The sequence below is a fragment of the Methylobrevis pamukkalensis genome (assembly GCF_001720135.1).
Taxonomy (GTDB): domain Bacteria; phylum Pseudomonadota; class Alphaproteobacteria; order Rhizobiales; family Pleomorphomonadaceae; genus Methylobrevis; species Methylobrevis pamukkalensis.
Map to the genome: position 1 here is coordinate 15031 of NZ_MCRJ01000008.1, position 21220 is coordinate 36250.

The window sequence follows — 21220 nt, forward strand, 5'->3', positions numbered from 1 at the left end:
TGGATCAACAACGGGGGCTGCGCCGTGCCGGGACGGCGCGACCCCGCAGAGGGTTGGGTATCATGACGTCGGAGAACAGGTCGGACGGGGAGAAGACTTCGGGCGGGGAGAACAGGACGATCGACGAGATCCGCTCGGTCGGGGTGATCGGCGCCGGGCAGATGGGCAGCGGCATTGCCCATGTCAGTGCGCTCGCCGGCTTCCAGGTCGCGTTTCACGACATCTCCCGCGACCGGATCGAGGCGGGCCTCGCGACGATCAACGGCAATCTCTCGCGCCAGGTCGCGGGCGGCAAGATCACCGACGACGAGCGCAAGGCGACGCTGGCCCGCATCACCCCGGTCGAGCAGATCGAGGGCTTTGCGGAAACCGACATCGTGATCGAGGCGGCGACCGAGAACGAGACGGTCAAGCGCAAGATCTTCCAGGGCCTGTGTCCGCATCTGAAGCCCGAGGCGATGCTGGCCACCAACACCTCGTCGATCTCGATCACGCGGCTGGCCGCCTCCACCGACCGGCCGGAGCGGTTCATCGGCATCCACTTCATGAATCCGGTGCCGGTGATGCAGCTCGTCGAGCTGGTGCGCGGCATCGCCACCGAGGACGAGACCTTCGAGCTCGCCCGCGCCTATGTGGCCAAGCTCGGCAAGACCATCGCGGTGTCCGAGGATTTCCCGGCCTTCATGGTCAACCGCATCCTGCTGCCGATGATCAACGAGGCGATCTACACGCTCTACGAGGGCGTCGGCAATGTCGACGCGATCGACACGGCGATGCGGCTCGGCGCCAACCATCCGATGGGACCGCTGCAGCTGGCCGACTTCATCGGCCTCGACACGTGTCTCTCCGTGATGCAGGTGCTCTACGAGGGGCTGGCCGATTCCAAATACCGGCCCTGTCCGCTGCTGGTGAAATATGTCGAGGCCGGCTGGCTCGGTCGCAAGACCAGCCGCGGCTTCTACGACTATCGCGGCGAGCATCCGGTCCCGACCCGCTGAGTGCGGATCGCCGATACAGGCGGGACGGACACTTACGTTTCCTGCCCGGAAGGGGTCGACAGCGTCGGCCCCTTTTCCACGAGATAGGCCGAGAGCCGGCCGGCGACTTGGCTGGCGACCAGCCGATGGCCCTCGCTGGTGCACAGATGCGGGATGTCGATCACCGCCATCGGGTCGCTCGCCACCACCACCAGACGCGCGCCGGGGACAAGTCCGGCCAGCGCCTTGCGGGCTTTCAGCACCGGAAGCGGGCAGTTGAGGCCGCGGGCGTCGAGCGTGGCATGCCCGGCCTCGGCGTCGATGCCGGCGGCGGCGAGCAGATCCGCCAGCGCGGTGTCCGGCGTGTCCGGCGTCAGAAGCATCCGGCCACGCCCGAGATCAGCCGCTCGGCGAACACCGTCAGGCCATAGCGCAGGTTGAGCGCAAGCGCGGCGCCGGTGAGCCCGGCGAAGACGACGACGGCGACAAGCGTGATGGCGAGCGAGTACAGGCCGGCGCCTTTGCGCGCCCGCCCGTCCGCAATGTCCTGCTGCCTGCCGGTGTCGATCGTCGTCATGATGCCGTCCAGCCTACGCCCGCCGCGGCGCGTTGCCCAGTGCCTTGCTGCCGGGAGGCCTGCTGCCGAGAGCCTTGCTGCCGATCTCGTGGCCGCAACGCTGCTTACGGTTGTCATCCCCGGCGAGCGAAGCGAGGGAAGGGGATCCAGAAGGCAGCCGTGGAACTCATTGGCCAGCTTCTGGATCCCCTTCCCGTCGGCGCTTCGCGCCGCCGCCGGGGATGACAATCGAAGGTTACGCGCCGCCCACTGCCATGATGGCCCGCGCCGTGATCAGCCCGGCTCCGCCGCGCCGACCAGACGCCGCACCTTGGCAAGCCGGGTCGCTTCGTCCTCGTGCAGGTCGATGGTGCCGCGGAACTCGCCGCTGGCGTCGAACAGATAGACCGAGGCGGTGTGGTCCATGGTGTAGCCGCCGCCCTCCTGCGGGATCTTGCTGCGGTAGGCGCGATAGGCGGCGATCATCCCGGCGACCTGGGCGTCGCTGCCGGTGAGGCCGATGATCCGGTCCGAGAAGGACGAGAGATAGCTCTTCATCACCGCCGGCGTGTCGCGCTCCGGATCGACCGTGACGAAGGCGATGACGAGGTCCTTCGCGTCCTCGCCGAGATCCTCCAGCAGCAGGGTGAAGTCGGACAGCGTCGTCGGGCAGACGTCCGGGCAGTGGGTGAAACCGAAGAACACCAGATGCGGCTTGCCGGCAAACAGATCCTCGGTGACCGGGCTGCCGTTGCTGTCCACCAGCGAGAAGGGCCCGCCGATCGCCGCCTGCGCCTGCTGCTGCGTCTCCCTGAACACGAAGATGCCGATGGTCGCCGCGGTCAGCACGGCGACGGCCGACCAGAGCAGCAGGCGGATGATCTGCAGACGCGTCATTGGCTGATGATCCTCATCGCGCCGACATCCCAGATCTGGACCTCCACGTCGGCGCTGGTTCCGTTGGAGAATTCGAGCGTCATCGGGAAGCGGGCGCCGGGGCGCAGCGGCGACGTCAGGCCCTTGAGCATGACATGCAGGCCGCCGGGCCGAAGCTCGACCTTGCCGCCGGGCGGAATCGCGATGCCGCCCTCCACGGGCACGATCCGCGCCACCTTGTCGATCAGCGGCATGTCGTTGAGGGCGGTGGCCTGGGCGACCGGCGTCGCGACCGACAGAAGGCGGATCTCGCTGGCCGAGCGGTTCTCGATGCCGAAGTAGACGCCGCCGACGCGGCTGCCGGCATTGGTCGCCCGCGCCCACGGGCCCGTCACCGCGATGTCGCCGAACAGGGCGACGGGCACCTCGACCGGCGCGCCGTTGCTGTCGCCGATCACGATGGTGCCGCCGTCCGTCGGCGCTTCGGCCCGCGCCGTGCTGCCGGCCCACGTGCCGACGCCGAGCGTGAGCAGGCCGATGGCCAGAAGGCGCAAACCGGTCAGCTTCGTCAGGATCATGTCATCCTCCCTGTTGTGGTGTGGTGCCGCGGGATCCTGTTGCCGGATCCTTGCTCTGGCGGCATGTGGCGCCTGGCTATGCCCGTATCATGGCCTCGCATCATCGCATCCGGCGGCCCGGTGCCAGCGCGGCATAGAGCCCCAGTGCCGCCACGGCAAGGCAGACCACCGCGTTCCAGCCGGCGAAGGACAGGCCGAGCAGGCGCACGCTGGCCTCGGTGCAGGAGACGAGCCGGGTCGCGCGCATCTGGCCGAGCAGGTCGCCGGCATCAAGCGTCGGGGCCGCGCCGCCGCCGCAGTCGGCCGGTCCGGCCCAGAAGCCCCACTCGGCGCCGGCGTGATAGCGCCGAGGGCAAAGCCCGCCGCAAACACCAGTCCGCCGAGACCGGCGAGGAGGCGGAACGCCTGCCGCCGCGGCCGGCGAGCGCGAGGGCGGCAGCCAGCAGCGGCAGGCCGAGATAGTAGGGAATGCGCTCCTGGTAGCAGAGCTTGCACGGCACGTAGCCGCCGATGATCTGGAAGCCCCAGGCCAGAAGGATCGCGGCAAGGCCGGCGAGAAGGGCAAGGGTGGTGGCGGTGATGGCGGCGCGCGGGGCGGGCGGCATGTCGGCCCGGTCGTCTGTCGCTGCGCTCACGTCACGTCTCCCGCGTCCATCGATCCTGCCCGGCCCTTGCCGCTGCGCCGTCCGAAGAGCGGTAGCGGCAATCGGACAGGGGGAAAACCACCCGGCGGTCACGTTGTCGTGACGTCCGGGTCGTGCCGCGTGCCGGGCGATGGCCGCCCGTGCGCGGACGCAGCAACGACCGGCGCGGCGGGGGCGACCCTGCCTCGTTTCCGGCCTGCCTGTCAAAGCGAAAGGAAGAAGATGGTTGCCTCGGACAGCCGCTGCGCGCTGGGGCTGGGAGCACGCTGTAAAAAGCGGGAAACCGATCCGAACGTCTGTCCCGGGGGGCTGGGGGGCTGGAAAACCGGGACCAGTCCAGATCAGGCGTCCGAGGCAACGATGACAAGGTCGCCTTGCGACATGGTCGCGGTTTGACGGAATGAAGGCAAAACGGTGGTTTTTGCCGCGCGGCGGTGAACAACGTTCCGGAAATTGGTCGGGGGGTGGTGGGCGTTGCAGCGCGTGTGCGCGGGGTGGGGGCAGGGCTCAGCCGCCGCACCAGCCGGCACGGGCCCTGCCGGCATAGGGGCGGGCCAGTCCTTCGCCGAGAAGATCGTCGGCGATCACACGGCCGTCGCTGCCGGTCACGGTCGCCACCACCCGGCCGCCATACTTGTCGCCGGTGATCGCGGTCAGATGGACGCTGCCGTCGGCGACGAGATCGCCGAGCCGGCGGGTTGCCTTCCGGGCAAGGTCGCGCTCGGCCGGGCAGCGGCCACGGGCTTCCGGTGCGTCGATGCCGCGCAGGCGGACGGCGACGGTGACGTCCGTGCCGAGCCAGATCCGGGCCCGCACCAGCAGGGTGTCGCCATCGACCACCTCCAGCACGTCGGCCGGGTAGGGGCCGTCGAGCCGCTCGGCGGCGCCGACGGGCAGGGCAAGGCCCGCGGCGAGGAGGCCGGCCGCGAGGAATCGCGTCAGACAAGTTCGGGCAATCGGCAGGGCGCAGTCGAGTCTAGGCATAAAATCACTTGTATCAGAATAAATTCCTAATGTCAGGTTAATGCATTCTTGCGTCGGGTTGGTGGAGGTCCGACCGTGCGGGACCGGGCCTTTCCCCTCGTCCTTCGAGACGGTCGCTTCGCGACTTCCTCAGGATGAGGGAAAAGGGCAAGCGCTTGCTGAACATCGCCAGATCTCCCAAGGCCTCACCCTGAGGAGGCCCGAAAGGGCCGTCTCGAAGGGCAAGGCCGGGCGCAGGGATGGATGTCCTTGTCGCTTCATTCCCGGGGTATGACGCGTCACGACGACACGACCTGCCGCCAGGCCTGCGATCAGCGCTCAACAAGAAAGGGCGCGCGCCGATCACCGGCGCGCGCCCCGTCCTGTCCCTGTCCGCGCCGGAGATCTCAGGACGAGAGACGCAGATTGAGGATCTGGTTGGCGATCTCGCCGTAGGCGGCGAGGAGTTCGGCGCCGTTGGCGGCGTCGAAGAAGGCGAGTTCGCCGTCCACCGTCGAGGCGCAGGCCTTGAGGGTCTTCTTGGCGCTCTCGCCGCTCGCCCCGGTCAGGTCGAAGCCGATCGTGTAGACGACGACACCATTCGCCTTCATCGCGCTGCAGATCGCGGTGGCGGCGCTGGCCGAGGCGCTCGCCTGGTTGTGCACGGCGGTCTTGTAGTTCTTCGTGGTGGAGATGTCGTAGTAGGTGTTGTAGAGGCCGTCGGTCATCAGGATCGCGATCTTCTGGACGTCGCTGCCGTAGGCGGACGGGCGGTTGTCGGCGGGAAACAGGCTCGCCCACTTCGGCGACAGCAGATACTGCGCCCAGGCCGAGCCGATGTGGCCGGCGGTGTAGCCGCCGGTCGGCAGCGAGGTCAGCGCGGAGATCAGGGTCGTGCGATCGTCGGTCAGCGGCTGGATCGTGCGCGACAGGCAGTAGAAGCTGCCGTCCATCTTCTTGACCGGCGCCAGCGGCACCGGCGCGTCGGCCGGGGCCGCATCGCTCGCCGCGGCCGTGCCGGTGCGCTCGACCACGCATTTGGTGTCGGGCTTTGCGACGCCCGAGACGGCGGTGAGGTAGCTGCCGGGATTGACGCCCTCGCTGAACGGGGCGATCGCGATCCGGACCTTGCCATTGACGTCGGTGCCGGCCGGCAGCAGCGTCTCCACCAGCGACTTCGAGGCCTTCTCCAGATCCTTGACCTTCGGCTGCGAACTGCCCGAGGCCCAGTCGCCCATCGACCCGGTGAGGTCGATCATCATCGCCACCTCGACCCGGGTTCCGTCGATCGCGGCGGTCGCGGTGGAGGAGACGGGAAGATCGTTCAGGCCGGCCAGGGCCATGAAGAAGGTCGGCACCTCGATCTCGGAGGTCACCGACACGGTGCTCTCGTCGAAGTCCGGCACCACCACGAAGGACGTGGTCTCGACCTCGGAATCCTTGGAGACCCGGAAGTTCGCGTCATACTGGGCGCGGGCCAGCGCGTTGATCCTTGCCGTGTCGGTCTCGCCCATGGAGATCTGCTTGGCGGCGATCAGGGCGGCGCTGTCGAGGGCGCCGAGCATCTGGCCGCGGATCTTCGTGGCGTGGCCGTAGTCGACCGCCGCGCCCACTGCCAGCAGGATCGCCAGCAGCGAGAAGGAAAACAGCATCGCGACCGAGCCGCGGGTGTCCTGGGCAAACTGCGCCGGTGCGTTGGGGGTGAGCCTGCGTGCCATTTCGATCTCCGTCATGAGACAGGTGTCTCCTGACCGGGATCCTTCGCAGAAGTCGTGCCGTCCGCGCGGTCCGGCAGATCGGGCCGGGCGGCCTGCTGCCAAGTTGCTGGCAGAAAAGAATCGAGCCCGGCCATGTGCTTAACGCAGAGGGTGCCGCGCCTGCGGCCGTTTACCGGTCGTTAACGACAGGGTGTCCGCCGAGGCACTCCTTTCCCCCGTCGCGGGCGCACGGGCGGCCGGGGCCGTTCCGGATTGACACGCCGTTGCCGGCCTTCGCGCGCTGCGCGCCAGCGTCGACATCGGCGTCAGAAGTCGACGGCGATGCCCTTGACCTCCCAGTCGCCGTAGCGGGCCGGCTCGGCGCCGCCGCGGCCGGCGATCTCGCGCGGCAGCTTCGGGGCCGCCGCGGCCTCGGCCCGGCGCTGCTCGGCCTCGGCCAGCGCCCGGCGCGCGGCCGGGGGCAGGGTGGCCGGATCACGCGCGGGGGCGGCGTTCCCGGTTGCGGTGTCAGTACGGATGGCTTCGGTGGCCGGGTCGGTGGCGATATCGGGGTTGCTGTCGGTCATGTCCGGCCTCGCTCCGTTCCGTTCTCGATCGGCCCGTGCAGGGCCCGTCGCCGCTGGCTGCCCCCGCCCTGTTCCATCAAGGGAACCGATGCTTGCGGCTGGCCGGCAGCATCCCCATCATATAGAGCAAAATCCGCGCGCCGCCGACAGGCCCGGCTTCAACGCCTGAGACGGTCGGTTCCGCGGTCCATGCAGAGGTTCACAACGGTCATGAATATCCTGAAGACGGGCATGCTCCTCGCCGCGATGACGGCGCTGTTCATGGGCGTCGGCTTCCTGATCGGCGGCAGGAGCGGCATGATGATCGCGTTCGCGGTCGCCGCCGCGATGAACATCTTCAGCTACTGGAACGCCGACAAGATGGTGCTGAGGATGCACGGCGCCCGCGAGGTCGACCGCCGCTCCGCACCCGAATACTACGGCCTCGTCGAGGACCTCGCCCGGCGGGCGCAGATGCCGATGCCGCGGGTCTACATCATGGAGAACCCGCAGCCGAACGCGTTTGCCACCGGCCGCAATCCGGAAAATGCCGCCGTGGCGGCGACGACCGGCCTGCTGCAGATGCTCAGCCGCGACGAGATCGCCGGCGTGATGGCCCACGAGCTCGCCCACATCAAGCATTACGACACGCTGACCATGACGGTGACCGCGACGATCGCCGGCGCGGTGTCGATGCTCGCCAACTTCGGCCTGTTCTTCGGCGGCAACCGCGACAGCAACGGCAATGGCAACGGGCTCGGCATCGTCGGCATCCTGCTGGCGGTGATCGTCGCGCCGCTGGCGGCCGCGCTGGTGCAGATGGCGATCTCGCGCACCCGGGAATATTCCGCCGACCGCGCGGGCGCCGAGATCTGCGGCGATCCGATGGCGCTCGCCTCGGCGCTGCAGCGGATCTCCGGCGGCGTTGCCCGTGTCGAGAACCGCTCCGCCGAGGCCAATCCCGCCTCGGCGCACATGTTCATCATCAATCCGCTGTCGGGCGCGCGGATGGACAATCTCTTTTCCACCCACCCGGCGACCGAAAACCGCATCGCCGCGCTCTCCGACCTAGCCCGGGAGATGGGCCGCCCCGCAGCGGCCCGCGCGGAGACCGCGCCGGGCCGCTACCCGGGCGGCTCCGTGCCGGGGGCAGGCCGGACGCGCGGTGGTCCGTGGTCGCGCGGACCTCGTAATCGGGGCGGTCCCTGGGGCTGACCGCCGGAGCCAAGCATCTCATGACCACTGTCACATCCCGGCGGGACCGATCGCCCCGCCCGCCCGCGCTGCCGCCCGGCGGCGCGGCCCGTCTGCTGGCCGCCGACCTCGTCGGCGGCGTCTTCCAGGGGCGGCTGCTCGACGGCCTGCTCGACGACGGGCCGCTGGCGGCCCGCTTCGAGGCGCTCGAGGTCAAGGACCGCGCGCTGGTGCGGGCGATCGTCGGGGTCACCCTGCGCCGACACGGCCAGATCGCCGACGCGCTCGGCCGGCTGATCGACCGGCCGCTGCCGCAGAAGGCGGCGGCGCTGCGCGCGATCCTCGCCGTCGGCGCGGCGCAGGTGCTGTTCATGGACATTCCGGACCATGCCGCCGTCGGCCTTGCCGTCGACCATGCCGGCCGCCAGCCCGACACGCTGAAGTGGAAGGGCCTGACCAACGCCGTGCTGCGGCGGCTGACGCGCGAGCGCGACGCGATTCTTGCCGACCAGGACGAGGCGGTGCTCAACGCGCCGGACTGGCTGTTTGCCCGCTGGAGCCGCGCCTATGGCCGCGAGACCGCCCGGGCGATCGCCACGGGTCATCTCACCGAACCCAGCCTCGACCTGTCGCTGCGGGACGACGGCGGGGCGTTCCGCGAGCAGCTCGGCGGCCTCACGCTGCGACCGGCTCGCTGCGTCTCGTCTCCGCCGGCTCCGTGGAGGCCTTGCCCGGCTACGCGGAGGGCGCGTGGTGGGTGCAGGACGCGGCCGCCTGCCTGCCGCCGCGGCTGCTCGGCGACGTGACGGGCCTCACCGTCGCCGATCTCTGCGCGGCCCCCGGCGGCAAGACCGCGATGCTGGCGGCCGGCGGCGCGCGGGTCACCGCCGTCGATCATTCGGCGCGGCGTCTGGAGCGGCTGTCGCGCAATCTCGCCCGCCTCGGTCTCGAGGCCGAGGTGGTGACCGCGGATGTGGCGACCTATGCCGGCGGCCCGTTCGACGCGGTGCTGCTCGACGCGCCCTGTTCGGCGACCGGGACGATCCGCCGCCATCCGGACGTCGCCTTCCTCAAGGGCGAGGGCGACATCGCCGAGCTGGCGGCGCAGCAGCGCCGGATGCTGGAGCGGGCGATCGATCTCGTGAAGCCGGGCGGGCTGCTGGTCTACTGCACCTGCTCGCTCGAGCCGGAGGAGGGCGAGGCGCAGATCCGCCGCGTGCTCGCCGACGGCCTGCCGGTCGAGCGGGTGCCCGTCGATCCGGCCGAGATCGGCGGCCTGGCCGACGCGGTCACCGCCGAGGGCGACGTGCGCACGCTGCCGTCGATGCTGCCCAACGCCGACCCGCGGCTGGCCGGCCTCGACGGCTTCTTCATCGCCCGGCTGCGCCGGCTGTGAGGGAGGCGGGCGTGAAGAATCCGCGCCCGTTGCCACCGGGATCGCTGCGGGGGAGGCCGCCCGGCTCGTCGGATGACCCGGCGGATTTTTCCGGTTCCGGAAACCAGTTGGTAACCAGCTTTCTGGCCAACTGGGACGGGTGAAAGCCCGGCCTGCAACGATTCGGTTGCCGAGGCCGGCGTTCTCGATCGGAAGGCTCGGCCGTTGCAGCGCGCAACCCAACCCATGCACGACCGGATCGGCGCCATGGCGTCGCGCGGGCCGTCGGCGAAGGGCGGCGTCCGCCGTGGTGGCGGTCCGACCTCAGGAAAGGGTGAGCGCATGGCATGGGAGGGCGTGACCGCGACGACGCGCCTCCTCGGGCGCGCGCTTGCCCGATCGACCCGTCGGCTGGTCGCGTCGGTGGAGGATGGCCCGTTCCTGCGCTGGCGCTGGCCGGGCGCGCTGCCCGAGCGCCTCGTCATCGCGCCGCAGGACATCCGCACCTCCGACCCGACCCGCGCCGCCGACATCTATGCCGGCCTGTTCGCCTTCGGCGGCAAGCTGGTGGAAACCGGCGGCCGGTCGCCCTTCGACATGCCGTCCCCCTCCGACGACTGGGCGCGGCAGCTCCATTCCTTCGCGTGGCTGCGTCATCTGAAAGCCGCGGACGGCGCGCTGACCCGGTCCAACGCCCGGGCGCTCGTTTCCGACTGGATCGCCCAGGAGGCCCGCGCCCCGGCGATCGCGCTGGAGCCGGAGGTGACGGCGCGGCGCCTGCTCGCCTTCGTCACCCAGTCGCCGCTGATCCTCGAGGACGCCGACCGCGCCTTCTACCGCCGCTTCCTGAAATCCGTCGTCCGCCACATCCGCCTGCTGCGCCGCGGGCTCAAGCGCACGCAGGAGGGCTATCCGACGCTGATCTGCCTGATCGCGATTGCCGAGGCGGCGATCGCGCTCGACGGCCAGACCCGGCTGGTGCGGCTCGCCACCCAGAAGCTCGACGCCGAGCTTCTGGCGCAGATCCTGCCCGATGGCGGCCATGTCAGCCGCAATCCGCAGGTGATCCTCGACCTGCTCGTCGACCTTCTGCCGCTGCGTCAGGCCTACACCGCGCGCGGCGTCGCGCCGTCGGCGGCGCTGCTGGGGGCCATCGACCGGATGATGCCGATGCTGCGCTTCTTCCGGCATCGCAACGGCGAGTTCGCCCGCTTCAACGGCATGGGCACGACGCCGGTGGACACGCTCGCCGCCGTGCTCGCCCATGACGACGCCCGCGGCCGTCCGGTCGCCAACGCCAGCCATTCGGGCTACCAGCGGCTCGACTGCGGCCGCACCACGCTGATCGTCGACATGGGCGCCCCGCCGCCGCGCGGCTTCGACGGCGGCGCCCACGCCGGCTGCCTCGCCTTCGAGATGAGCGCCGGCGCCAGCCGGTTCATCGTCAACTGCGGCGGCGCGGAAGGCCCCGATCTCTGGTCGGAGGCCGCGCGCCACACCGCCGCCCATTCGACGCTGACGGTGGAGGACACGTCCTCGCTGCGCTTCGTCGCCTCGCCGCGGCTGCGCAGGCTCGCCGGCACCACGGTGCTGGCCGGGCCGCGCGAGGTGACGTCGGAACGGCTGGAGCGTCACAACGACATCGCCGTCACCGGCAGCCACGACGGCTATCTGGCGCGCTTCGGCCTCGTTCATCGCCGCTCGCTGACGCTGTCGGCCGACGGCGAGCAGATCCTCGGCGTCGACCGGCTCGACGGAAAGGCGGAGACCGCCGGCCGGCGCGCCTTCGCGATCCGCTTCCATCTCCACCCCGCCATCCGTGCCAGCCGCACCGAGGGCGGCGCGATCCTGATGCTGGCCCCCGACGGCGAGGCCTGGAGCTTTGCCTCCGCCGATGTGGAACCGGAGCTGGCGGAATCGGTCTATCTCTCGGCCGTCCACGGCCGGCGCCGCAGCCAGCAGATCGTGCTGGCCGGCCGGGTTGCCGAGGCCCCGGAGATCACCTGGTCGATGCAGCGCGAGGCGGCGGGCCGCGCGCCGGTCCGCCGGGCGCGCTGAACGGCGGCCCGCGCCCGGGCCCCCCTCTTCCGGGCAACCGCGCGATAACGGTTCATTCCCCGCAGGTTTCGTGCTATCGGCGCGCCAGCTTCCGATCCCCGATCCGCGGACCTGCGCCATGAAAGTCTCGACCGTCACGCCTCCCGACCGCATCCAGCCGAAGCGGGCGCTGATCTCGGTGTCCGACAAGGCCGGAATGGTCGAGTTTGCCCGGGCGCTGCACGGCGCCGGCGTCGAGATCCTTACCACCGGCGGCTCGAAGGCGGAGCTGGAGGCGGCGGGCGTGCCGGTCGTCGAGGTCGCGTCCGTCACCGGCTTTCCCGAAATCATGGACGGGCGGGTGAAGACCCTGCACCCGAAGATCCACGGCGGCCTCCTGGCCGTGCGCGGCGAGCCGTCCCATGCCGAGGCGATGGCGACCCACGGCATCGAGGGCATCGATATCCTCTGCGTCAATCTCTACCCGTTCGAGGCGACGGTGGCGCGCGGCGCCCCGGCCGAGGAGACGGTGGAGAACATCGACATCGGCGGGCCGGCGATGATCCGAGCCGCCGCCAAGAACCACGGCTATGTCACCGTCGTGGTCGAGCCCTCCGACTATGGCGCGGTGATCGAGGCGATCGCGGCCGGCGGCCCGACCGTCGACCTGCGCCGCCGGCTCGCCGCCAAGGCGTTTTCGCGCACGGCGGCCTATGACGCGGCGGTCTCCGGCTGGTTCGCGCGCGAACTGTCGGCCGAACCCGGCGACTTCTTCGCGGTCGGCGGACGGCTGGCGGAGGAGCTGCGCTACGGCGAGAACCCGCACCAGTCGGCCCGCTTCTACCGCACCGGCGAGCCGCGCTTCGGCGTTGCCACCGCCCGGCAGGTCCAGGGCAAGGCGCTCTCCTACAACAACATCAACGACACCGACGCCGCCTTCGAACTCGTCTCCGAATTCGGCGCGGACCGGCCGGCGGTGGCGATCATCAAGCACGCCAACCCCTGCGGCGTCGGCACCGGGGCCAGCCTGCTGGAGGCCTACGAGAAGGCGCTCGCCTGCGACCCGGTCTCGGCCTTCGGCGGCATCGTCGCGCTGAACGGCCGGCTGGACGCCGAGGCGGCCGCGAAGATCGTCGAGGTGTTCACCGAGGTGATCATCGCCCCGGAGGCGAGCGACGAGGCGGCGGCGATCATCGCGGGAAAGAAGAACCTGCGGCTGCTCGTCACCGGCGGGCTCGCCGATCCGGCCACGCCGGGGCTCGCCGTGCGCTCGGTCGCCGGCGGCCTGCTGGTGCAGTCGCGCGACTTCGGGCGGATCGGCGCGGACGACCTGCGCGTCGTCACGAAGCGGGCGCCGACGGCGGCCGAGATCGCCGACCTGCTGTTCGCCTTCCGGGTCGCCAAGCACGTGAAGTCCAACGCCATTGTCTATGCGAAGGGCGGGGCGACGGTGGGCATCGGCGCCGGCCAGATGAGCCGGGTCGATTCCTCGCGGATCGCCGCGCGCAAGGCCGAGGATGCGGCGGCGGCCGCCGGCCTTTCCGGCCGGCTGACGGACGGGGCCGTGGTCGCCTCCGACGCCTTCTTCCCCTTTGCCGACGGCCTTCAGGCGGCGGTCGAGGCGGGGGCCACGGCGGTGATCCAGCCGGGCGGCTCGATGCGCGACGACGAGGTGATCGCCGCGGCCGACGCCGCGGGCCTTGCCATGGTGTTCACCGGCATGCGCCATTTCCGCCATTGAGCCGCGGTTGTTCGCGCTGAGCGGACGATGGCGGGGTCCATCCCGTTGAAGTTGCGGCCTTTTTGCAACGGTCGGCGATCGATGCCGCATTGCGGCACGGGTGGCATTGCCATCGCCGCCGGAAGCTGTTTTCTGAAGGGCAGCGGCGCGATGCGCCGGCCGGCGCACGGACGCCGAAGGGCTGCCCACCCTCTTCGGGCATCACGAACATATCGAAGGTGACATGACGACACGGATCGTATCCCGATCGGTGCTGCGTCTTGCCGCGGCCGCATGCCTGATGCTGCCGGCCGTGCTCGACGCCGCCGCCCAGACCCTGCCCCCCGCCGCCAGCCGCGGCGCGACGCCCGCGGAACTCGCCTCCGTCGAGCCGGCCGCGCCGCAATCCCTTTTCTCCGGCGTTGCCACGGCGGCCCTGCCGGAGGCCTGTCCGGTGCCTGATCCGCTGCTCGCCCTCGACGGCCGGCTCGATGGCGCGATCCGCCGCGTGGTGGACGACGGCCGGCTCAAGGTTCTGGCGATCGGCTCCTCGTCGACCCGCGGCCTTGGCGCCAGCAGCCCGGCGACAACCTATCCGGCCAGGCTCGAGGTGGAACTGGAGCGGCGGTTGCCGGACATCGCGGTGGAGGTGATCAACCGCGGCATCAACGGCGAGAAGGTGGCCGGGGCGATCAAGCGGCTCGTGGCCGAGGTCGAGGCGGACCGGCCGGATCTGGTGATCTGGCAGCTCGGCACCAACGACCGGATCAAGGGCGTCACCCTCGACAAGATGGGCGAGGTGGTGATGGCCGGGATCGACTGGCTGAAGGCGCGCGGGATCGACGCGATCCTGATGGACCCGCAGTTCTATCCGAAGGTGGTGGGCGACACCGGCTATGCCGAGTTCGTTGCCGGCATCGACCGGATGGCGGCGACGAGCGCCGTGCCGGTGGTGCGCCGCTTCGACGCGATGCGCCACTGGGCGAGCCTGCCGGAGGCGGTGCGCCGGCCGGTGCTGGCCCGCGACAACTTCCACATGAACGACCAGGCTATTCCTGCGTCGCGCAGATGATCGCCGAGGGCCTTGCCCGGCGGATCAGGGTCGCGGGGATGTAGCCGCGCTGACGGCGGGCACCCGCACGCCGCGCAGCAGCAGGAGGCCGATGGCGAAGAAGGCCAGCAGCGGCACGAGGCCGGCGCGCTGGCTGCCGGTCAGCATGGTGGCGAGGCCGACCATGGTCGGACCGATGAAGCTGGTGATCTTGCCGGTGAGGGCGAACAGGCCGAAGAACTGCGCCGCCTGTCCGGGCGGCGCGAGCCGCACCAGCATCGAGCGCGAGGCCGCCTGCAGCGGCCCGGCGGCCACGCCGATCACGATGCCGAGGCCGATGTAGAGCCGCTCGGGCAGCGAGGCGAACAGGCCGTCGCCCGGCTGCGGACCGGCCACCTCGACCACGAACAGCATGTGGTCGGCGCCGATCGAGAGAATGCCGATCGCCGCGCCCATCAGCAGCATCAGCGCGCCGCAGATCACCGCGCGCGGGCCGATCCGGTCGTCGAGCCGGCCGCCGGCGAAGGCGCCGACCGTGCCGGTGAGCGTGAGCAGGATGCCGAAGATGCCGATCTCGATGGTGCCCCAGCCGAAGGTGCCGGCCGCATAGATGCCGCCGAAGGCGAACAGCGCGATCAGGCCGTCGGTGTAGATCATGTTGGCAAGCAGGAAGAAGAACACCGGCCGGTTCTTCGGCAGGGTCTTCAGCGTCTCGCCGAGCTGGCGGCGGCCGGCGACGAAGGCGGCGCCGATGCCCATGCGCTTGGGCACATCCGGGGTGAACAGGAACAGCGGCAGCACGAGTGCCGCGAACCAGATCGCGGTCAGCGGCCCGCTTGCCCGGTCGCCGGCCCGGCTTTCCGGGTCGAGGCCGAACAGCGGCTCGAGGCCGAAGAGCGTCCGCCCGGTCTCCGGATCAGCCGCCATCAGGCCGAGCACCAGCGCGAGGCTGACGAGGCCGCCGGCATAGCCCGCCGCCCAGCCGGTGCCCGACAGCCGGCCGAGCCGCTCGGGCGGCACCAGGTCCGGCATCATCGCATTGGTGAAGACGGAGGCGTATTCGACGCCGATGGTGCCGATCGCGAAGGCGATCAGGGCCAGCGGCACGAGGTCGGGCCGTCCCGGCTCCACGAACCAGAGGGCGGCCGAGGCGAGGATCGTCATCAGCGTGAACACCGCGATCCACGGCTTGCGCCGGCCGCTGGCGTCGGCGACGGCGCCGAGAAAAGGCGAGGTGAGGGCGATGGCAAGGCCGGCCAGGCCGGTGGCATAGCCCCAGAGCGACTGGCCCAGCACCGGGTCGGAGGCGACCGCCGACACGAAATAGGGCGCGAAGACGAAGGTGGTGATCAGCGTGAAATAGGGCTGCGCGGCCGGATCGAACATGATCCAGCCGAAGATGCCGCGCCGGCTTGCGGGCCGTGGCACCCTCGGCTGCGCCACCGGGCTCTCGAACGGCTGCGGCGCTTCATCCATGAACCGTCTCCCGCTTGTCGGACGCCGCGTTCAGCGCCGCCTCGAGGTCCTTCAGGTCCTGATGCAGGGCGAGGATGTCCGGCAGCGGCCGGCCGATCGCCGCGCCGATCTCCCGGGGGATCGCCGCTGCCGCCTCGCGCAGGCCGTCGCCCTTCGGCGTCAGCGCGATCAGCACCTGCCGCTCGTCATGGGCCGAGCGCCGCCGCGTCACGAGTCCGGCCTCCTCGAGGCGCTTGAGCAGCGGCGTCAGCGTGCCGGAATCGAGCGTCAGCTTCTCGCCGATGGTCTTCAGCGGAACATTGTCCGCCTCCCACAGCACCAGCATCGCCAGATACTGCGGATAGGTCAGGCCCAGGGGGGCGAGCAGGCTGCGGTAGAGGCGGGTGAAGGCGCGCGAGGCCGAATAGGTCGCAAAGCAGAGCTGGCGATCGAGGTTCGGCGCCCGGCGCCGGGTGTTCGTCGTGTCGCTCATCACCCCTCCGATCGCGCGCCGCGCCGCAGCATGACCATAGACCACTCCCGCCACCGCCGGAAACCATATCGCCGCCGGCGCGTTGCCACAGGGAGTGGCGTGCAAGACACCGGCTCCGGCCCGGTCGCCAATCGCCTGGCGATCACGACATTGTCAGCAGCACGACTTGCATAGCGCATAATTTAATTGTACACAATGAAAATGGTTCCAGCGACGGAGCCGACGAGATCCTCCGAACCGATTGCCGACAGGGAGACATCACATGACGATCAAGAAACTCTACAGCACCAAGCCACCGCCACCGGCGGCCGCTCGGGCAGCGCCAAGTCCGAGGACGGCGTCCTCGAGGTCACGCTGACCGTGCCGAAGGAAATGGGCGGCGACGGCGCCCGCGGCACCAATCCCGAGCAGCTGTTCGCCGCCGGCTATTCCGGCTGCTTCCTCGGCGCCATGAAGGCGGTCGCCAGCAAGCACGGCGTCAAGATCCCCGACGACGCCACGGTCACCGCCACGGTCGCCTTCGGCAAGCGCGAGGACGGCCCCGGCTTCAACATCGCGGTCGATCTGGAAGCCCATGTGCCGGGCATCGAGCTGGAAAAGGCCAACGAGGTGGTCGAGGCCGCCCATCAGGTCTGCCCCTATTCCAACGCCACCCGCGGCAACATCGAGATCACCGTCAAGGCGGTCTGATCGTCGGGGCCATCGGCCTTGAACCATGCGAGGCGCCGCGATCCGGACCGGGATTGCGGCGCCTTCTTTTTGTGCGGTCCACCCTCCGGCCGATTGACGTGATCATCTAAACATGACACTAAAACTCATATTAAAGGGCGCGTTCGGGGCTGGGAATCATGATGCGTTTGACGGGGGTGTCGCTCATCGCGATCGCGATGGGCTGTTCCATGGCGGGTGCTCAGGAGGGCGTGGCGCCAGCAGGTTCGCCGGACGAGACGTTGCTGCTCGATCCGATCATCCTGCATGCGGCGTCGGGCCAGAAATGCCGGAAGGTTGCCAGTCCCAACGGGCAGGACACGGACCTGCCGCTCTGCATCGGGCTCGGCACCGAGCGTGACGGCCTGCCGGGCGCGACCATGGACCGGGCCGAATTCGGCCGGCTGCCGACCGGCGCCCGGGTCCAGGACGTGATCAAGCGCCTGCCGGGCGTTTTCACCGGCGGCGGTCCGGGCGAGGACAAGGACGCCCGCGTGCTCGGCCTCGACAAGGAATACACCCGCACCACCATCGACGGCATCCAGTTGCCCGACGGCGGCGAGAAGCGCGAGTTCAACCTCGACCGGCTGTCGTCGTCGCTGGTGGAGAGCGTCGAGGTGATCCGCAGCCGGCGTGCGGAGATGGAGGCCGACGGCATCGCCGGCCGGGTCGACATCAAGCTGCGCGACATCCCGCGCGAGCGCGAGATCGCCGTTCAGGGCGCGGTCGGCGCGCCGGAGGGCGGCGACATCCAGCAGTGGCATTCGCTCACCGCCGGCGGCATGCTGAACGAGACCTTCGGCGCGCAGGGCGCGGTGTCGTGGAGCAAGGTGCCGAACATCAAGACCAAGACCAAGACCGACAAGGACGGCGTGACGCTTGCCGAGACCGAGGACGAGGTCAAGGACGTCACCTCCACCGATTTCCTCGGCGACTTTCTCTGGCAGACCGACGACACGGCCGTGCGCTTCAAGCCGACATGGCTGAACCAGGTCGAGGACAAGGACAAGACCAAGGCGAAATACAAGTCGGACGGGTCGTTCAACGGCTCGGAAACCGAGGCGGAATCGAAGACCAAGCGCACCGTCGGCGGCGCCTTCTCGGTGCGCCACGACTTCGACGAAGCCTTCTCCGTCTTCGAGGGCGCGACGCTGGATGCCCGCGTCGCCTACTATGCCGGCAGCGAGGACAAGGACAAGGACAAGGCCACCTACAAGGCCGACGGCAGCGAGGAGGCCTCCAAGTTCGAGACCGAATGGGAGGAGAAGAACGACGACCTGTTGCAGGGCGAGGTCAACCTGGCCTTGCCGTTCGAGGCCGGCGGCGCCCACAACATCCTCAAGACCGGCCTGCTCGCCAAATACAAGACCCGCGACAAGGCGAAGACCAAGGCCAAGGCCGGCATCCCGCAGGCGGCGGGCGAGAAGGATGTCTATGCGCTCGAGGAAATCACGATTGCCGGCTACGTCCAGAACGAGACCGAATTCTTCGGCGCCGTGAAGATCACGCCCGGCCTGCGCATCGAGGCGACCAGCCTTGAGGCGACCTCGGCCGCCGGCATGACGTCGGACGGCGACGCGATCGACCTGCTGCCGTCGCTTCCTTTCGAGGTCAGGTTCTCGGAGGACTGGGCGCTGTCCGGCGGCATCGCGCGGGTCGTGACCCGGCCGAAGTTCGACCTGCTGGTGCCATGGGAAACGAGCGGCAGCGACAGGACCACCATCGGCAACCCGGACCTCGAACCGGAGCGCGGCTGGGCCTATGACGTCGATCTCGACTACACGTCGCCGCATCTCGATCTCGGTGCCGGCGTCTTCTACCGGTGGATTTCCGACCGGATCGAGGAGGTGGCGACCGGCGACGAGGACGACGACGGCAACCCGATCTACCAGTCGCAGAATGTCGGCGACGGCTGGACGGCGGGCGTGATCCTGGAAGAGCGCGTCGGCCTCGGCCTGCTGGGTCTCGAAGCCCTCGAGGGATTCTCGATCACCTCGACGCAGACCTTCGCCAGAAGCCGGCTCACCGAATACGACGGGACGAAGCGCCCGTTCAAGGAGCAGCCGGACTTCTGGGGTGACGTGGCGCTGGTGTGGAGCGATCCGGATGCGCGCCTGTCGGCGGCGCTGGCGCTGAACTTCACGTCGGAGATCACCTCCAGCGGCGACAATGGCGACGAAGTGCGTGATGCCGAACTCACGCTCGATGCCGAGGTCGACTATCGCCTGACCGACCAGATCACCCTGTTTGCCCTTGCCGAAAATCTCACCGGCACCGAGCGGGTGAAGCGCAAGGCGGACGGCGCGGTCGAGGTGGAGGAAGGGGCCCGGTCGGTCTACGTCGGGCTCAAGGGATCGTTCTGACCTGCCGGTCAAACCGGCGGGCTGATCTGCGGACGTAGCCGGGCCGCGCGGACACCGCGGCGACATGACCTCAAGGAGGGCGACATGACACTCAGGACCTGGCACGCGTGGCTCAGCATCGCGCTGGCGCTGCCGATCGTCATCGTCTCGATCACGGCGATCCTGATCGCCCACGACAAGGATCTCGGCACCAAGAACGTCGCCCTCACCGGCCCGGGCGAGGGCGCGCCTGCCGCCTTCGAACTGAAGGCCTTCCTCGAAACGGCCGACGGCACCCGCTACTACGGCACGAAATACGGCCTCGTGGCCGAGGGCACTGGCGGAGTGCCGATGAAGGTCGGCGCGATCGGCGAGGAGGAGGTGCGCGATCTCGCCGCCGCTGACGGAACGGTGTTCGCGGCCGGCAAGACTGGTCTCTGGCGCGCCGGCCGCGACGGGCTGTGGACGCAGGCGATGCCCGGCGACGTCTGGTCGGTGTCGACCTCGGGCGCGGCGATCTTCGCCGCTACCAAGGAACAACTCTGGCGCTCGGACGACGGCGGGGCGACCTTCCGGCCCTCGCCGCTCGCCGACGAGGCGCTGTCCGGCTATGCCGCCGTGCATGGCGCGCCGGCCTATACCCTCAACAAGCTGGTGATGGATCTCCACACCGGCAAGCTCTTCTTCGGCAAGGATCTCGAGTGGATCTGGATCGACGCGATCGGGGCGGTCATGCTGTTCCTCTCCCTGTCGGGCGTGGTGATCTGGCGCCGCGCCGAGCGCCGCAAGGCGCTGGCCTCGGCTGGCAGCGGGGCGCATGCGGCCACCGGCTGACGTGCCCCTGGCCGGCGCCTCGCTTCCCAGGGCATGAGACGGCGCGATGCTGACGCTTGCCGGCGCGGTGGCCGTCGTCCTGATGCTGCTGCCGGTGCTGCTGGCCGCGGCGCTGTCGCTCGATGGGCTGCGGCACACGGCGGCCCGGCTGCGCGCGGCCGTCGCCGACCGGCCCCTGGCTCTGGTCGTAAGCCGGCGAAGGATCGTCGGCGCCGATGCCGTGCAGCTTTCGCTCGTCTCGGAATGGCGCCCTCTGCCCGCCGCACGCGCCGGCCAGCATCTCGTGTTCGACCTGCCGGTCGAGGGGCGCGTCGTCCGGCGGGCCTACTCGCTATCGCGTCACGACCGGCTGGCATTGTCCTGGGAGGTCACGGTCAAGCGCGAGACGGGGGGCGCCGGATCGGGCTTTCTCATCGACCGGGCGGTCGAGGGATGTCGGCTCACGGTGTCGCGGCCGCGCGGGTCCTTCCTTGACACCGATCCGGACCGCCCGGTGGTGCTGGTTGCCGCCGGCGTCGGCATCACGCCGTTCCGGGCGATGCTGATGGCCCGGCGCCGCCGGCCGCGCGCGGGCCGGACGGTGCTCTGGTTCACCGCCCGCACGCGGACGAGCCTCTATTTCCACGACGAGTTCGCCGCGCTGGAGCAGGCGACCGGCTGGTTCCGCTACCGGCCGGTCCTGACCGGTGACGCGCCGGCCGACTGGGCCGGCGGACGCGAGCGGCTCACCGCCGCGGCGATCCTGCGCGACCTGCCGGCGGGCGCGGACGTGCTGTTGTGCACCGGCAAGGCGATGGAGACGGCGCTGGTCGAGGGGCTGGTCGCCGCGGGATTTCCGCGCGCACGGATCCGGCACGAACAGTTTGCTGCCGCCTCGGAGGAAGCCGAGGTCGCCGGCGAACTGACGGTCGTCACCGCGTCCGGATCGCGCCGCCTTGCGCCCGGCCGGGCAACCTCGCTGCTCGACGTCCTCGACCGCGCCGGCTGCGCGCCGCCCTACGAATGCCGGGTCGGCGACTGCGGCCATTGCCGCGTCGAGATCACGGCCGGCACCGTCCATGATCTGGACGGTGCCGGCCCGGTCTGCGGCCGCGTGCTGGCCTGCCGGGTCCGGCCGGACGGCGACGCGACCGTGGCGCTGTGAGCGTGACGGC

General features: G+C 70.1%; 19 protein-coding genes and 2 pseudogenes. 10 read left to right on the forward strand and 11 right to left on the reverse strand.

The window, feature by feature from the left end:
* The first annotated feature begins 62 nt into the window (after positions 1-62).
* Entirely contained in the window at positions 63-998 is a 936-nt protein-coding gene (locus tag A6302_RS02535) for a 3-hydroxybutyryl-CoA dehydrogenase (RefSeq protein WP_083255437.1), read from the forward strand.
* A gap of 32 nt (positions 999-1030) precedes the next feature.
* Here the strand turns inward: A6302_RS02535 and A6302_RS02540 are convergent, their stop codons facing one another.
* The 9 genes and pseudogenes from A6302_RS02540 to A6302_RS02575 all read right to left on the reverse strand — a co-directional run bounded on the left by A6302_RS02540 (position 1031) and on the right by A6302_RS02575 (position 6878).
* On the reverse strand, positions 1031-1360 hold the full coding sequence (locus A6302_RS02540; protein ID WP_083255438.1) for a sulfurtransferase TusA family protein: 330 nt from the start codon (positions 1358-1360) through the stop codon (positions 1031-1033).
* Positions 1351-1554, reverse strand: coding sequence for a hypothetical protein (locus tag A6302_RS02545; RefSeq protein ID WP_069305726.1), 204 nt, complete (start codon positions 1552-1554; stop codon positions 1351-1353). The genes A6302_RS02540 and A6302_RS02545 overlap by 10 nt, the downstream gene beginning before the upstream one ends.
* Before the next feature lie 273 nt (positions 1555-1827).
* Positions 1828-2430 carry an SCO family protein gene (locus tag A6302_RS02550; RefSeq protein ID WP_069305727.1) on the reverse strand — a complete coding sequence of 201 codons (603 nt, stop codon included), beginning with the start codon at positions 2428-2430 and terminating at the stop codon, positions 1828-1830.
* Positions 2427-2987 carry a copper chaperone PCu(A)C gene (locus tag A6302_RS02555; protein ID WP_069305728.1) on the reverse strand — a complete coding sequence of 187 codons (561 nt, stop codon included), beginning with the start codon at positions 2985-2987 and terminating at the stop codon, positions 2427-2429. The genes A6302_RS02550 and A6302_RS02555 overlap by 4 nt, the downstream gene beginning before the upstream one ends.
* 100 nt (positions 2988-3087) lie before the next feature.
* Positions 3088-3447, reverse strand: coding sequence for a disulfide bond formation protein B (locus A6302_RS02560; RefSeq protein ID WP_280938805.1), 360 nt, complete (start codon positions 3445-3447; stop codon positions 3088-3090).
* Positions 3448-3454: 7 nt separating this feature from the next.
* Positions 3455-3592 (reverse strand): annotated as a pseudogene (locus A6302_RS25100) (disulfide bond formation protein B); the annotation flags it as partial.
* 546 nt (positions 3593-4138) lie between these two features.
* Positions 4139-4615, reverse strand: coding sequence for a thermonuclease family protein (locus A6302_RS02565; protein WP_069305729.1), 477 nt, complete (start codon positions 4613-4615; stop codon positions 4139-4141).
* Between the two features lie 386 nt (positions 4616-5001).
* On the reverse strand, positions 5002-6327 hold the full coding sequence (locus A6302_RS02570; protein WP_069305730.1) for a TadE/TadG family type IV pilus assembly protein: 1326 nt from the start codon (positions 6325-6327) through the stop codon (positions 5002-5004).
* 290 nt (positions 6328-6617) lie between these two features.
* The gene (locus A6302_RS02575; protein ID WP_083255439.1) at positions 6618-6878 is read right to left on the reverse strand and encodes a DUF1674 domain-containing protein; all 261 of its coding nucleotides are present in this window, start codon (positions 6876-6878) and stop codon (positions 6618-6620) included.
* A gap of 210 nt (positions 6879-7088) precedes the next feature.
* On the opposite strand from A6302_RS02575, the gene htpX reads away from it, so the two are divergent.
* The 5 genes and pseudogenes from htpX (at position 7089) to A6302_RS02600 (ending at position 14255) form a co-directional block, all read left to right on the forward strand.
* Positions 7089-8072 (forward strand): zinc metalloprotease HtpX, encoded by a 984-nt coding sequence (gene htpX, locus A6302_RS02580; RefSeq protein ID WP_069305755.1) that lies wholly within the window; start codon positions 7089-7091, stop codon positions 8070-8072.
* 20 nt (positions 8073-8092) lie between these two features.
* A pseudogene (locus A6302_RS02585) lies at positions 8093-9447 on the forward strand (RsmB/NOP family class I SAM-dependent RNA methyltransferase).
* Positions 9448-9768: 321 nt separating this feature from the next.
* Positions 9769-11484, forward strand: a complete 1716-nt coding sequence (locus tag A6302_RS02590) for a heparinase II/III family protein (RefSeq protein WP_069305731.1) — start codon at positions 9769-9771, stop codon at positions 11482-11484.
* 118 nt (positions 11485-11602) lie between these two features.
* A complete protein-coding gene (purH, locus tag A6302_RS02595; protein WP_069305732.1) occupies positions 11603-13204 on the forward strand; it encodes a bifunctional phosphoribosylaminoimidazolecarboxamide formyltransferase/IMP cyclohydrolase in 1602 nt (533 codons plus the stop codon).
* Between the two features lie 223 nt (positions 13205-13427).
* On the forward strand, positions 13428-14255 hold the full coding sequence (locus tag A6302_RS02600; protein ID WP_069305733.1) for an SGNH/GDSL hydrolase family protein: 828 nt from the start codon (positions 13428-13430) through the stop codon (positions 14253-14255).
* 24 nt (positions 14256-14279) lie between these two features.
* Here A6302_RS02600 and A6302_RS02605 read toward each other — a convergent pair whose 3' ends face one another.
* Together A6302_RS02605 and A6302_RS02610 are read right to left on the reverse strand one after the other, a co-directional pair.
* The gene (locus tag A6302_RS02605) at positions 14280-15710 is read right to left on the reverse strand and encodes an MFS transporter (RefSeq protein ID WP_069305734.1); all 1431 of its coding nucleotides are present in this window, start codon (positions 15708-15710) and stop codon (positions 14280-14282) included.
* Positions 15703-16182: a MarR family winged helix-turn-helix transcriptional regulator gene (locus A6302_RS02610; protein ID WP_069305735.1), complete on the reverse strand. Its 480-nt coding sequence runs from the start codon at positions 16180-16182 to the stop codon at positions 15703-15705. Before A6302_RS02610 ends, A6302_RS02605 begins: the two co-directional genes overlap by 8 nt.
* A 201-nt stretch (positions 16183-16383) precedes the next feature.
* Between A6302_RS02610 and A6302_RS02615 the strand changes: the two genes are divergently transcribed.
* From A6302_RS02615 to A6302_RS02630, 4 genes are all read left to right on the forward strand, one after another.
* Positions 16384-16872, forward strand: a complete 489-nt coding sequence (locus tag A6302_RS02615) for an organic hydroperoxide resistance protein (RefSeq protein WP_083255440.1) — start codon at positions 16384-16386, stop codon at positions 16870-16872.
* 158 nt (positions 16873-17030) lie between these two features.
* Positions 17031-19253, forward strand: coding sequence for a TonB-dependent receptor plug domain-containing protein (locus tag A6302_RS02620; RefSeq protein ID WP_083255441.1), 2223 nt, complete (start codon positions 17031-17033; stop codon positions 19251-19253).
* A gap of 24 nt (positions 19254-19277) precedes the next feature.
* On the forward strand, positions 19278-20066 hold the full coding sequence (locus A6302_RS02625) for a PepSY domain-containing protein (RefSeq protein WP_280938806.1): 789 nt from the start codon (positions 19278-19280) through the stop codon (positions 20064-20066).
* 46 nt (positions 20067-20112) lie between these two features.
* Complete coding sequence (locus A6302_RS02630; protein WP_069305738.1) at positions 20113-21210, forward strand: 2Fe-2S iron-sulfur cluster-binding protein; 1098 nt, start codon at positions 20113-20115, stop codon at positions 21208-21210.
* The last annotated feature ends 10 nt before the right edge of the window (positions 21211-21220 follow it).

Bases quoted from the DNA above. Each gene is read 5' to 3' on its own strand.
- A6302_RS02575 (WP_083255439.1), bottom strand. From the start codon at position 6,878: ATGACCGACAGCAACCCCGATATCGCCACCGACCCGGCCACCGAAGCC.
- A6302_RS02605 (WP_069305734.1), bottom strand. From the start codon at position 15,710: ATGGATGAAGCGCCGCAGCCGTTCGAGAGCCCGGTGGCGCAGCCGAGG.
- A6302_RS02545 (WP_069305726.1), bottom strand. From the start codon at position 1,554: ATGACGACGATCGACACCGGCAGGCAGCAGGACATTGCGGACGGGCGG.
- A6302_RS02565 (WP_069305729.1), bottom strand. From the start codon at position 4,615: ATGCCTAGACTCGACTGCGCCCTGCCGATTGCCCGAACTTGTCTGACG.
- A6302_RS02610 (WP_069305735.1), bottom strand. From the start codon at position 16,182: ATGAGCGACACGACGAACACCCGGCGCCGGGCGCCGAACCTCGATCGC.
- A6302_RS02615 (WP_083255440.1), top strand. From the start codon at position 16,384: ATGGTTCCAGCGACGGAGCCGACGAGATCCTCCGAACCGATTGCCGAC.
- purH (WP_069305732.1), top strand. From the start codon at position 11,603: ATGAAAGTCTCGACCGTCACGCCTCCCGACCGCATCCAGCCGAAGCGG.
- A6302_RS02570 (WP_069305730.1), bottom strand. From the start codon at position 6,327: ATGACGGAGATCGAAATGGCACGCAGGCTCACCCCCAACGCACCGGCG.
- A6302_RS02535 (WP_083255437.1), top strand. From the start codon at position 63: ATGACGTCGGAGAACAGGTCGGACGGGGAGAAGACTTCGGGCGGGGAG.
- A6302_RS02590 (WP_069305731.1), top strand. From the start codon at position 9,769: ATGGCATGGGAGGGCGTGACCGCGACGACGCGCCTCCTCGGGCGCGCG.
- htpX (WP_069305755.1), top strand. From the start codon at position 7,089: ATGAATATCCTGAAGACGGGCATGCTCCTCGCCGCGATGACGGCGCTG.
- A6302_RS02550 (WP_069305727.1), bottom strand. From the start codon at position 2,430: ATGACGCGTCTGCAGATCATCCGCCTGCTGCTCTGGTCGGCCGTCGCC.
- A6302_RS02540 (WP_083255438.1), bottom strand. From the start codon at position 1,360: ATGCTTCTGACGCCGGACACGCCGGACACCGCGCTGGCGGATCTGCTC.
- A6302_RS02600 (WP_069305733.1), top strand. From the start codon at position 13,428: ATGACGACACGGATCGTATCCCGATCGGTGCTGCGTCTTGCCGCGGCC.
- A6302_RS02620 (WP_083255441.1), top strand. From the start codon at position 17,031: ATGATGCGTTTGACGGGGGTGTCGCTCATCGCGATCGCGATGGGCTGT.
- A6302_RS02630 (WP_069305738.1), top strand. From the start codon at position 20,113: ATGCTGACGCTTGCCGGCGCGGTGGCCGTCGTCCTGATGCTGCTGCCG.
- A6302_RS02555 (WP_069305728.1), bottom strand. From the start codon at position 2,987: ATGATCCTGACGAAGCTGACCGGTTTGCGCCTTCTGGCCATCGGCCTG.